This is a genomic window from Flavobacterium sp. DSR2-3-3, from assembly GCF_049896585.1.
Taxonomy (GTDB): domain Bacteria; phylum Bacteroidota; class Bacteroidia; order Flavobacteriales; family Flavobacteriaceae; genus Flavobacterium.
This window is the reverse complement of record NZ_JAFCUP010000003.1, coordinates 325,897-338,535: the sequence shown is the minus strand read 5'-3', so window position 1 is coordinate 338,535 and position 12,639 is coordinate 325,897. Positions and strand designations below refer to the sequence as shown.

The window sequence follows — 12,639 nt, the reverse complement described above, 5'->3', positions numbered from 1 at the left end:
TTAAGATAGTATTACAAGGTCAATATTGGATGACGATAAGCTGTTAAGCAATTTATTAAAAACAGTTGTCGATAAAATTACTTTAAATAAACTCAAATGCGGTTTCCCGATACAAACGGTGGTAATTTGCTTTTGGGTGACGACCTCTAAAATAGCATTCGTAATATGTTTGCTTTCCATTCGAATCACTTCAGCACCCAGCTGTGTAGCTAATTTGAAATTATTTATCAGATGTCGTTGTTTGTCGAGTGCAATTTTGTCGCTGCTTTCTTTTGGTGTTTCCACGTACAAAACATACCATTTACTATTGTAATAACTCGCTAATCGAGCCGTCTTTCTTATGATTGTCTTGGCGATTTTGTCGTTACTACTGATACAAGCCAATAATTTTTCATGTTTTATTGAGGCGTTTTTGGGCACTTCACTTTCCACTTTCCGATTAACTTGACTCGCTACTTCTTTCAAAGCCAATTCCCGCAATTGTAATATTTGATCCGATTTAAAAAAATTACTCAAGGCAGTTGAAATTTTATCTTCGGTGTAAATTTTACCTTCTTTCAAACGGGCAATCAATTCATCTGAGGTCAAATCAATATTGACCACTTCATCCGCTAATTTCAAAACACTGTCTGGAATGCGTTCCTGAACGTCAATATTCGTAATGTTTTTTACGTCCGCATTTAAACTTTCTAAGTGCTGAATATTAACTGCCGAAATAACATTTATTCCTGCATCCAGAATTTCCAAAACATCCTGCCAGCGTTTTTCGTTTTTGCTTCCTTCTATGTTCGTATGCGCCAATTCATCAACAATAACCACTTCAGGTCGCAAATTGATTATGGCTTGCAAATCCAGCTCTTCAAGCAGTTTCCCTTTGTAAAAAAGCGTTCGTCTTGGGATGACTGGTAAACCCGATAACAATTCGTGTGTTTCTTTACGATTATGCGTTTCGATATAGCCTATTTTTACATCGATCCCATTTTTCAAAAGCGTGTGCGCTTCTTGTAGCATCCGGAAAGTTTTACCTACACCGGCACTCATCCCAATGTAAACTTTAAACTTTCCTTTTCGTGATTTTTGAATTAAATCGAGAAAGTGTTTGACATTATTTTCTTTTTCGTTGTCCAATTAGATTTATATTTTAGAAAAAAATTAAAATGAAATCGCTACTGAAGTCGTTAAAAATACATTTTGATTGCTGGGCAAATTATCTTTTAAAAACACCTCATCTTTACTTTTTAAATTTCTGGCTTCTACTCTAAAAATTAAATTTTCAGTCACTAAATAATCAAAGTTAGCCGAGAAACCATAGGTTTTAAATCCGTTTGGTGTTGCTGTGGCGATGATTACCCCTTTTTCATCTGCATAATATTCGCCTCTTGCTGCCAATTGAATTTTAGCTGTAGGTTTGTATTGTGCAATTAAAACAGGTGAAAACCAAACATCATATCGATCACTTTTGACTGCAGTTTGTTGCGCTCCGATATCAAAACCGGTATGAATATTTACTTTTTCAGACACTTTGAGCAAGGCGTAAAAATTATTGAAATAACGCCATTTTTTTTCTGTACCCGGTTGTTCATTCCCCACATACGTACTCCAGTTCAAAGCCACTGAAGACGAAGGTTTGAAAGTCACTTGCGTCCCAAAAGCTGGGGTTTGATTGCCATCAATTTTCTGGATCCGTTGCCATCCGTTCAGATACATCGCAGCCAAATACCATTTCTCACTTTTTGAAGTATACCCAATTTTTACTCCCGTTTCATAATACGGTGAATTATCAGCCAAAATACTTCTGGTCAAAACCATACAATCTTTACCAATGGCGCTTTCAAACCCAATGTGCGAAGGCATAATTCCCGCATCAACCCAAAGATTATGAGTTGCCGAAATTTTTACGCCTATATTGGCTTCATACACATTTCGCAACAAATCCGGTTCGGCAGCCAGATTGTATTGCGCATACGTTCCGGCCATGAGTGCAAAATTCCCACGAATATTATCTTTAATATAATTCACTTTTGCCAAACCTAAATTCAGATTGACTTCATTATGTTTGTTATGACTGTAAATAAATCCTGGCCTCACATGATTGTCGGGTTTGCCAAAATCATAACTGTAATACGTTTCTATATAACCCGAAAACGTGAAAGGACTTTTTTCTTTCTCCACTTCCTGAGCATTAATTGTTGTACCTGCTAAAGCTAGTAATGCTATACCTACTATTTTTTTCATTTTTATTATTTTTTATTTGAAGCTAATCCCGCTATTCGTTGCAATCTTATATTTTTAAACAAAAAATATAAGGATTTTCACTGCTATCGGGGCTAAAAAGTATTATTCAATAATTTAAAAATCTATTTTTAATCAACTCTTTTTTAATCTTTTAAAAATTAAAATCTAAAATGTTTAAATTATAATTATTTTTATTTTAACTCATCCAAAGCGACATTCAACTCTAAAACATTGACTGTTGCCGTCCCCACCACTGCAGGTGTATTGATTTTAGTTTCGACTAAAGCTTTTACTTTTTTCATCGATAATTTTCTTTCTTTTGCTACTCTTTCCACTTGAATTAAAGCTCCTTGCGGTGAAATATTTGGATCTAAACCACTCCCGGAAGCCGTCACCATATCCGATGGAATTTCTCCTTTTTTCAAATATGGATGAACCATTAAAAAAGTATCAATTCTTTTTTTAACTAAAGCCAAATATTCCGCATTGCTAGGTCCTTTGTTGCTTCCCGCACTTCCCGCTGCATTGTAATCCACAGCAGAAGGCCTTCCCCAAAAGTAGTTTGATTTATCGAATTTCTGTCCAATTTTTTGGTAACCCACAACTTTTCCGTTTACGGTAACCGTTTCCCCTCTTCCTTTATTTGGAGCCAATTGCGCTATTCCGAAAATCGACATTGGATAAATGATAGCAAACAATACCATTATGAAGAGTGTGAATTTTAATATTGAAAATATATTTTTCATTTTTTTATTATTAAATGTTATTTTAAATATGTGAAATGTGAAAGTATGTTGAATTGAAATTATGGGATTCTCTTTTTACTTATCACATTTCACTTCTTACTTTTTAAATAAATATTGCTACAAACAAATCAATTAATTTAATTCCAATAAAAGGTACAATCAATCCACCAAGTCCGTAAATCAATAGGTTTCTTTGTAAAATAGCACTGGCACCGATTGGCTTATAATCAACGCCTTTTAAAGCTAGCGGAATCAATATCGGAATAATAATCGCATTGAAAATCACTGCAGATAAAATGGCACTTTCCGGACTATGCAAACGCATGATATTTAATCCTTCAAGGGCAGGAATTGCCGTGATGAAAAGTGCTGGAACAATTGCAAAATATTTGGCTACATCATTCGCAATCGAGAACGTAGTCAGCGTTCCTCTGGTCATCAATAATTGTTTACCTATCTCGATAATTTCAATTAACTTGGTGGGATCATTGTCTAAATCGACCATGTTTCCTGCCTCTTTTGCTGCTTGTGTTCCGCTGTTCATCGCCACACCTACATCGGCTTGGGCAAGAGCGGGAGCATCATTTGTTCCATCACCCATCATGGCGACAAGTTTACCCATTTGTTGCTCGTTTTTGATGTAATTCATTTTGTCCTCTGGCTTGGCTTCGGCGATAAAATCATCTACACCGGCAGCTTCAGCAATGAATTTGGCTGTTAAAGGATTATCTCCGGTGACCATGACCGTTTTAACACCCATTTTTCGCAAACGGTCAAAACGTTCTTTCATTCCCGTTTTGATAATATCCTGCAATTCAATAACGCCTTGCACCTGATTATTTTTAACGACTACCAATGGCGTTCCTCCTTTAGAGGAAATATCAATTACTTTTTGAGCGGTATCGTCTGGAAAAATGTTTCCGGCCTGAAGAGTAATATTTTTTACTGCATCCTGAGCTCCTTTTCTAATATTGGTACCGTCTTTTAAAACAACACCGCTTGTTCTGGTTTCGGCAGTAAATTTTATTGTGTGTGAAATGTGATTTGTAAATTGTGAAATGTCCAGTTGCATTTTACCATTCACATCTAACATTTTACTGAGCTCAATAATACTTTTTCCTTCAGGAGTATCGTCGGCAAGTGAACTCAAAACTGCTGATTTAATAAAATCGTCTTCCGAAACACCTTTTGCCGGATAAAAATGGGTTGCTTTTCGGTTTCCAATCGTGATCGTCCCTGTTTTGTCTAAAAGCAATACATCAATATCTCCGGCAGTTTCCACCGCTTTTCCTGATTTGGTAATTACATTGGCACGCAACGCCCTGTCCATTCCCGCAATTCCAATGGCTGAAAGTAAACCGCCAATGGTTGTTGGAATCAAACAAACAAAAAGCGAAATAAAAGCTGCTATTGTTATCGGTGCGTTTGCATAATCAGCAAACGGTTTCAAGGTTACGCAAACAATTACAAATATTAAGGTGAATGCCGCCAAAAGAATGGTTAGAGCAATTTCATTAGGCGTTTTTTGACGGCTTGCTCCTTCGACCAAAGCAATCATTTTGTCCAGAAAACTTTCTCCTGGTTCATTAGTTACAATAACTTTAATTTTGTCTGATAAGACTTTAGTTCCACCGGTTACAGACGATTTATCACCCCCAGATTCCCGAATGACAGGAGCACTCTCACCGGTAATCGCACTTTCGTCTATCGTGGCTAAACCTTCGATGATTTCACCATCTGTGGCTATTAGATCACCGGCTTCACAGATGAAAACATCGCCTTTCTTCAATTCAGAAGAGCTGATATTTTTAAATTCACCATTGGGTAAAACTTGTCTCGCTGGTGTTTCTTCACGTGTTTTTCTTAAACTGTCTGCTTGTGCTTTTCCTCGGGCTTCGGCAATTGCCTCTGCAAAATTGGCAAACAACAGTGTCGCTAATAAAACTAAAAATACAATGAAATTATAAATAAAACTCCCTTGATCCTGCGCGCCAAATAATATGGCAATACAAACGGCAAGCATAATAGCCGTTCCGATTTCTACGGTAAACATTACCGGGTTTTTGAACATTATTTTAGGATTAAGTTTTACAAAAGACTGCACTAACGCATCTTTTACCTGCTTGCTCTCAAATAATGAATTGGATTTATTTTGAGTCATTTTTTTATAAGTAAAATGTTAGATGATAAATGTGAAATGTCGTGAGATTGAATATATTTGATAGTCAATTAAAAATATTTAAAGTTATGAAACCACATAAAAATTTGAATTCTTGGATTAAAAGTTTTGAATTTGTTAAAGAAATTTACTTAGTAACAAATCGATTTCCCTCTGATGAAAAATTTGGATTAATCTCACAAATTAGAAGAGCTTCTGTTTCAGTTCCGGTAAATATCGCTGAAGGTGCAGCTAGAAGAGGTACGAAAGAATTCATTCATTTTCTGTATATTTCATTAGGCTCTTTATCTGAACTTGACACTTTAATTTTATTGAGTAAAGAATTAAACTTTATCAATGAAAAAGAATGCGAACAACTGATTGAAAAATTAGACATTATTGGAAAACTTATTTATGGATTAATTAAAAATCTCGAGGGCAGATTGTGAAATGCAATAAGTAAAAATGTCAGATATGAGTTAGTAAATATTTTACTTTTTACACCTCACTTTTTACTTTTTTACATTTTACATTTTACATTGTAAAATATTCTGCCAATGGTCCTAAAGCTAATGCCGGAAAGAAAGATAACGCTGCTATAATTGCAATTACGGCAAAAACCATAACTCCAAAAATGGTCGTATCCGTTTTTAAAGTTCCCGCACTTTCAGGAATGTATTTTTTATTGGCTAATAATCCTGCAATAGCCAAAGGTCCAATGATCGGAAGGAACCGACTTAATAACAAAACAATTCCGGTGGTTATATTCCAAAAAGGATTATTGTCTCCCAAGCCTTCAAATCCACTTCCATTATTGGCGGCGCTCGAAGTATATTCATAAAGCATTTCCGAAAAACCATGATGACCCGGATTGTTGAGCCAGCCAGTTGCATTTCCGCTAAACCAATAGCCCATTGCGGTGTCATGCGCGGCAAAATAAGAAGCCAATGCGGTTCCCGACAATATCAATAAAGGATGGAGAATAGCGATGAAAGCAGCAATTTTGACTTCGCGGGCTTCGATTTTCTTTCCTAAAAATTCAGGGGTTCTTCCGACCATTAATCCCGAAATGAAGACAGCGAGAATGATAAAAATATAGAAGTTCAAAAAACCAACACCACAACCTCCATAAAAGGCATTAACCATCATAGCCAGCAATTGCATCGAACCGGAAATCGGCATCGAACTATCGTGCATACTATTGACCGAACCAGTGGAAATTACCGTTGTTGCGATACTCCAAAATCCGGAAGTAGCAGGCCCAAAGCGAACTTCTTTGCCTTCCATAGCACCCGTAGACTGCATAATCCCCATTTTTTCGATGGCAGGATTTCCGTTGATTTCGCTGATCACTGTTGGTATTACTAAAAGTAAAAAACCAATGGTCATTACCCCAAAAACTACGTAGGACAATTTTCTTTTCTTTAAATAAAAACCTAAAGCAAAAATCATCGCAAACGGGATTATTAATTGAGCCCACAATTCCACAGCATTTGTAAAATAAGTAGGATTCTCCAGCGGATGCGCCGAATTGGCTCCAAAAAACCCTCCACCATTTGTTCCAATATGTTTAATACCGATAAATGCTGCGGCAGGACCGCGGGAAACTTCAACATTTTCACCTTGTAAAGTGGTGATGCTGTCTTTTCCTTCAAAAGTCATCGGTGTTCCGCTAAATAACAAAGCAATCGCTACCATAGCAGAAAGCGGCAGTAAAATACGGGTACAGCTTTTGATAAAATAATTGTAAAAATTCCCTAATGCATCAGTTGTTTTCTCTTTCATTGCAGTGAAAACCATCGCTGCTGCAGCCATCCCGACACCCGCTGAAACAAATTGCAGGAACATCAAAACCATTTGCGAAAGATAGGAAACGCCCGTTTCCCCAGAGTAATGCTGCAAATTACAGTTTACCACGAATGAAATAGCAGTATTGAATGCTAAATCGGGTGACATGTTTGGATTATTGTCGGGATTTAAAGGCATTGAACCTTGAAATAACAAAACAAAAAAGCTAAGAAAGAACCATACCATATTCACGCTTAAAAGCGCTTTTAAATGCTGTTTCCAGTTCATTTCTTCCGTGGCATTGATCCCGCTGATCTTAAAAATAAATTTTTCAATTGGATTGAAAATCGGATCTAGCAGTGTTTTATCGCCTGAATATATTTTAGCAATATACCGTCCTAAAGGAATAGCCAAAACTATGGAAACAATAAAAATACTAATGACGCCAAATAATTCTGTGTTCATAATTTGTTTATTTTTTAGTGAATTGTAAAATGTGAGATGCGTGGTCCAATATTTTTTTATTTTTTAACCAACTTTTTACATTTAACAGATCACATTTTACATTATTAAAATTCTTCGGGTTTGATTAGTACATAAACCAAATAGCCAAAAACGGCAAGTGCGATAATAAATAGTGCTGTCATGATTTAGATTTTTTCAAAAAATTCGACGGCTTTAAAACAAATCGCAAATAACAAAATGGCTAGCGCGATTAAAAGGATAGTAACTATCATGGATTAAAAATTAAGATTATACTCCGGTTGCATTGATTTGTTTGATGTATTCTGCCTTCAATGTTTTTGGAAACAGATTAGAAATGTTACAGCGACGCAGTTCCATAAAAGAAGAAACAGAAAAAAGATAAACATTCGAAATAGCAATTTTTGTTTCGTTGCTTCCTGTTATCAATAATTGTTCAGCAAGTGCTAAGCATTTTTTTGCTCTAGAAATATTTCCCGTAATAATTGCTGTCTTGGTGATTTCGGCAAAGCGTTCTGCTTGTTTGTAAATTGTGGTGACTTGATTTTTCATAAGAATGTTTTTTATGTTCTTCATCGCTTACGCCAAAATATATTCCAATAAATCGTAATGACTATCAAATCATTGTCAATTAAAGCTTTGTGGTTTTTATGCCAAAAAAAGCCATAAAAAAAGCCTATCAAAATGATAGGCTTTTCTCAAAATAATATGATTTTAATGAATGCTGTATTCGTCTAATTTTCGATAAAGTGTTGCAATACCTATTTCAAGTAGGCGCGCTGTTTCGGCTTTGTTGCCTTTGGTATAATTCAATACTTTTTGAATGTGCAATTTCTCTACACTTCCCATCGAAAAAGCGGATACTATTTTATTGGCTTTGTCGGTTTGATTTTGTATTTCGTAAGGCAGCAATTCTTGGGTTAACAGCTCCCCATTAACCAAAATAACGGAACGTTCAATCACATTTTTAAGTTCCCGAACATTTCCTGGCCAGTGATAGGTTTCTAGTTTATGGAGAAATTCAGGATCAATACTCACTGTTTTTTTATTGGTTTTAGCCGAAAACTGAGATGCAAAACTATGAGCCAATGGCGCAATATCTTTTGTTCTTTCTCTTAAGGCTGGAATTTTGATTTCAAATATATTTAACCTAAAGTAGAGATCAGAACGAAAACGGTGTTCTTCGCTTTCAGTTTTTAAATCGCGATTGGTTGCTGCAATTAGGCGGAAATTAGACTTTTTTGGGGTGGTATCACCAATCTGAATAAATTCGCTAGTTTCTAAAACCCGCAATAATTTAGCTTGCAATTCAATAGGCATTTCCCCAATTTCATCCAGAAATAAGGTTCCACCATTGGCTTCTTCAATAAATCCTTTTTTATCTTTTACTGCACCGGTAAAAGCCCCTTGTTTGTGTCCGAATAATTCGCTTTCCAGAATTTCCTTACTGAAAGTACTACAATTTAACGCAACAAAAGATTTCCCAACCCGATTGCTGCTTTCATGAATGGCTTGCGCAAAAACTTCCTTTCCGGTTCCGGTTTCACCTGTTAAAAGTACGGTGGAATCTGTTTTGGATACTCTTTTAGCCAAATCAATTACCTGTTCCAGTCCTTTTGATTTACCAATGATACTGTCAAAGGAATATTTATCAGAGATTCTTTTTTCGAGTTGTTTGACTTTCTTTTGCAACTGCGCTTTTTCCAATGCTTTGTACAATAGCGGAATAATTTTGTCATTATCATCGCCTTTCACTATATAATCAAATGCTCCATTTTTCATGGCTTGAACACCATCGGAAATTTTTCCGAAAGCAGTCAATAAGATGACTTCGGTCAAAGGAAATACTTGTTTTATTTTTTGTACAAAATCAACGCCGTTGCCATCTGGAAGTTTGACATCGCAAAGAACTACATCAATATCCTTGATTTCCATTTTTTTGAAACCCGATTTTAAATCCGATGCTTCATAAGCTTCAAATCCCTCAGATTTTACAATTCTAGCGAGAAGTCCGCGAAGTTTTTCTTCGTCGTCAATAATTAGGATGTTTTTCAAAATGGTAAAAATGAAATTTTAGAGTACAAAAATACATCTTTGCCTACTCCAAAATAACTATTTCCTCGATAAATATTAAATGTTAAATAAAAAATTACTTAGTAAATTAGGAATATTTTTTAGTTAATTAGCATTATAAATTCTACAATAATCGTTGAGTAAAAGAAGAATTTCTTTTTGATTATTGAACATTTAGCCATTACCCATCTATTTGCAGCCTCGATTTGCGTCTCCCGCATCATAGATTTGGATACTATTTAAAGGATATTATAAAGTAGTTTTAAATAAAAATAGGAGTTACTTTATCGAGTTAGCAAAAATCTATCCATGAGAAAAAAAGTTGGAGCTGGTCCGTTAGCAATTATGTTTTTATGTAAATTTTCTACAACTTATCATTAAATTTTGCAACAAATAAAAATAATTATGTAACACATTTTACGGTGAAAAAAAGATAATTTGCGCCTTGATTCTTCATACAGTATTTTTAAATCCAAAAAAAATGTCTACAGCAAAAACTACGAAAGGTCTTAAGGAGCAATACGTTCCTACAGCAGAATTTTATAGCCAAATAATTGATAGTTTATTGGACTATTCCATTTTTACGGTTGATACAGATTTAAATATTAACAGTTGGAATTCAGGGGCAACACATATATTTCAGTATGAAACAGATGAAATTATTGGGGAACCATTTGAAACTATTTTTACCGAAGAAGATAAAAAAGCTGGAATTCCGCAAAGGGAAATTGACATTGCTCTAAAAGAAGGACGATCTGTAGATGTAAGATGGCACTTGTGCAAGGACGGAAAAACATTTTTTGCAGATGGTTTGGTATTCCCACTTAAAGATGAAGATGATGCAGTTATAGGATTTGTAAAAATATTGCGTGACATTACTGCCAAAAAAGAATCAGAGGACTCAATAAAAAAATATGCAAAAGAGTTGGAAGATCTCAATGCCCACAAGGAAAGTGTACTTGCGATTTTGTCCCACGATTTAAGAAGCCCACTTGCCGGAATTATTCAGGGTGCTCAATATTTGGAGACAAATTTTGATAAAATTAATCCTGCTTTAGCCAAAGATTTGTTGAAAGAATTTCACATTGCGGCGGTAAACGAATTGAACATGCTAGATTATCTGGTAGAATGGACAAGGATAAAGTATGCTGCCGAAGCGTTTGTTCCGTCCAAAATAGAACTTGTTCATTATGTAGAAAAAGTTTTTGAATCATTAAAAGAAACCGCATCCATCAATACCATAAATCTTCACAGTGAAATAGAAGAAAATTGTACCGTGTTTGCTGATGAGAAAATGTTGCTTTCTATTCTTCAAAATATAATTTCGAATGCGATTAAACATTCGCATAAAGGAGGCCAAATTACCTTGTCAGCAAAGCAAAGTGATGATATGATGATTGTAGCAATCAAAGATTCAGGAAAGGGTATGTCCAAAGAAATAATGGATAAACTTTTTACTCCTCAGGTTAAAGCACTTTCAAAAACGGTAGAAGAAAATAAAGGAGCGGGCATTGGTCTATTGCTTGTAAAAGGATTTTTAGAAAAAAATAACGGAAAAATATGGGTTGAAAGTGAAGAAGGCGTAGGATCTTCCTTTTATTTTACCTTACCTCTCAATAAACCTTTAGATAAGAAGGATATTTCGAAAAAAGAAGACATTGAATAATACATCAAAATACACATAGTGGTAAATAAATCAGCGATGAATTTTACTGCTCCGTTGCCCAATGGATGTAATTAAAGTTTTTTTTGGTCTATGGAAACATTGTTTTATTACGCCTGAACTCCTTTTAGATTAAAGTATTAAAGGTTACGAATTGTATCTTTAGTATGGATTGATTTTGTCTTTTTGAGCAATAAGAAATCTCACTTTATGAATCAATCATTTGATTCCCACTCTGTAGGATTGACAAAATAAAAACTTTAACGAGTTGTGAGTAATTAATCCAAATTTCAATAAAAGAATTGAATCACATAAAAACTTAGAAAAAAATAGTTAAACATTACATTTTTTGGGTTGACACAACTACGGTTTTCTTTAAAAAAGTGCAACGAATTCCAAATTTTTAAAGTCTTCGTTTCTTCTATGTGGTCAATAAATTAAACAAAGAGAAATATACTTCACGGGTAGTTTAATTATCTTTTGGTCCAAAATTAATCTGCGCACCGTAAACATATTCTCGTGATTCGACTTATTTTTTAACAGTATTCAAATCAAAGCGATAAATAGCTTCCAACTTCAATAGGAGTGTGTTTGATTTGTTTTCTAACACCAAGGTTCGGTTATCACCAAATTTTAACGCTAGAATTTGTAAGTCAAGTTTTTCATCTATTGGATACACTCTAAACTGATTTAAAGAATAGCCCATTTTTATACGTAAAAGAATTTTTTTGTCCAAAACGCTTCTTTGTACGTAAGTCGAAAGGTCTATCGAATTATTTTCGACATAATTCGAACGAACGTTATCAGTGGTCAGTTTGTAACTGTTTCCGTGACCCAGAAAATCCACGCCCACTTTAGTTTTATCAGTTAAACTATAATTAATATCAGCGTCATTTGGCATAAACGCATTTATTTCAAAACGTTTATCCGGACTATGATAATAGAAAGTAATAATGGGAACTACGGACATACCGTAAGCTTCACTGCTGCCGTAAAGTCCCAAACCGTAACCAAAACTTTCGTTTCTTTTATATTTTAATAAAGCCAATCCGCCCAGGTAAATATCGTCACTGCTGAGATTGATATAATCAGATGCCACTTTTGGCAGAAAAAGGTATATTCCACTCCAGTGTTCAGAATGTTTTACAGTCAAACCTGCTCTTAAATTTGTTGTGTACAAATGATTTTTATCAGAATCAGGAAACAATTGTAATTTGTAGCTGCTGAAATTTACACCCGTAACAGCAATATATTTTTCATTTAAAACAATTGGTAAAATAAGATTTGTTTGAAATGTAGTTATGTCGGTGTTAATGGATGAATTTGCGAAAGTTGTTTTTTGTGATTTCCCATAATTGATGGAAAACAGATCGATGTATTCTTGCGCACTGCATAAAAAAGGCAGTACTAAAAATAACAATGGTATTAATTTTTTTTTCATTTTACAAAGTTTATATTGTTTAATTATTTGAAATTTGTTGAATATGGTTTTT

General features: G+C 34.7%; 11 protein-coding genes. 2 read left to right on the top strand and 9 right to left on the bottom strand.

All coding sequences use genetic code 11. The features are described 5' to 3' along the window. From ACP7AQ_RS06270 to kdpB, 4 genes are all read right to left on the bottom strand, one after another. Complete coding sequence (locus ACP7AQ_RS06270) at positions 1 to 1,128, bottom strand: sensor protein KdpD (RefSeq protein ID WP_426094826.1); 1,128 nt, start codon at positions 1,126 to 1,128, stop codon at positions 1 to 3. Positions 1,129 to 1,152: 24 nt separating this feature from the next. After that, positions 1,153 to 2,235, bottom strand: coding sequence for a porin (locus ACP7AQ_RS06265; protein WP_426094825.1), 1,083 nt, complete (start codon positions 2,233 to 2,235; stop codon positions 1,153 to 1,155). A gap of 191 nt (positions 2,236 to 2,426) precedes the next feature. After that, complete coding sequence (locus tag ACP7AQ_RS06260) at positions 2,427 to 2,981, bottom strand: K(+)-transporting ATPase subunit C (protein ID WP_426094824.1); 555 nt, start codon at positions 2,979 to 2,981, stop codon at positions 2,427 to 2,429. A gap of 103 nt (positions 2,982 to 3,084) precedes the next feature. Beyond that, a complete protein-coding gene (kdpB, locus tag ACP7AQ_RS06255; protein WP_426094823.1) occupies positions 3,085 to 5,142 on the bottom strand; it encodes a potassium-transporting ATPase subunit KdpB in 2,058 nt (685 codons plus the stop codon). Between the two features lie 86 nt (positions 5,143 to 5,228). On the opposite strand from kdpB, the gene ACP7AQ_RS06250 reads away from it, so the two are divergent. Next, entirely contained in the window at positions 5,229 to 5,588 is a 360-nt protein-coding gene (locus ACP7AQ_RS06250; protein ID WP_426094822.1) for a four helix bundle protein, read from the top strand. An 85-nt stretch (positions 5,589 to 5,673) separates the two neighbouring features. Here ACP7AQ_RS06250 and kdpA read toward each other — a convergent pair whose 3' ends face one another. From kdpA to ACP7AQ_RS06230, 4 genes are all read right to left on the bottom strand, one after another. Further along, positions 5,674 to 7,392, bottom strand: coding sequence for a potassium-transporting ATPase subunit KdpA (gene kdpA, locus ACP7AQ_RS06245; protein WP_426094821.1), 1,719 nt, complete (start codon positions 7,390 to 7,392; stop codon positions 5,674 to 5,676). 104 nt (positions 7,393 to 7,496) lie between these two features. Further along, entirely contained in the window at positions 7,497 to 7,574 is a 78-nt protein-coding gene (gene kdpF / locus ACP7AQ_RS06240) for a K(+)-transporting ATPase subunit F (protein ID WP_426064039.1), read from the bottom strand. A gap of 106 nt (positions 7,575 to 7,680) precedes the next feature. Next, positions 7,681 to 7,962: a DUF7674 family protein gene (locus ACP7AQ_RS06235; RefSeq protein ID WP_426094820.1), complete on the bottom strand. Its 282-nt coding sequence runs from the start codon at positions 7,960 to 7,962 to the stop codon at positions 7,681 to 7,683. 162 nt (positions 7,963 to 8,124) lie between these two features. Then, on the bottom strand, positions 8,125 to 9,468 hold the full coding sequence (locus tag ACP7AQ_RS06230; protein ID WP_426094858.1) for a sigma-54-dependent transcriptional regulator: 1,344 nt from the start codon (positions 9,466 to 9,468) through the stop codon (positions 8,125 to 8,127). Positions 9,469 to 9,964: 496 nt separating this feature from the next. Here ACP7AQ_RS06230 and ACP7AQ_RS06225 point away from each other — a divergent pair, with 496 nt between their 5' ends. Then, complete coding sequence (locus tag ACP7AQ_RS06225; RefSeq protein ID WP_426094819.1) at positions 9,965 to 11,149, top strand: PAS domain-containing sensor histidine kinase; 1,185 nt, start codon at positions 9,965 to 9,967, stop codon at positions 11,147 to 11,149. 526 nt (positions 11,150 to 11,675) lie between these two features. Here ACP7AQ_RS06225 and ACP7AQ_RS06220 read toward each other — a convergent pair. Further along, positions 11,676 to 12,587 carry a DUF6268 family outer membrane beta-barrel protein gene (locus ACP7AQ_RS06220; RefSeq protein ID WP_426094818.1) on the bottom strand — a complete coding sequence of 304 codons (912 nt, stop codon included), beginning with the start codon at positions 12,585 to 12,587 and terminating at the stop codon, positions 11,676 to 11,678. Positions 12,588 to 12,639: the final 52 nt, after the last annotated feature.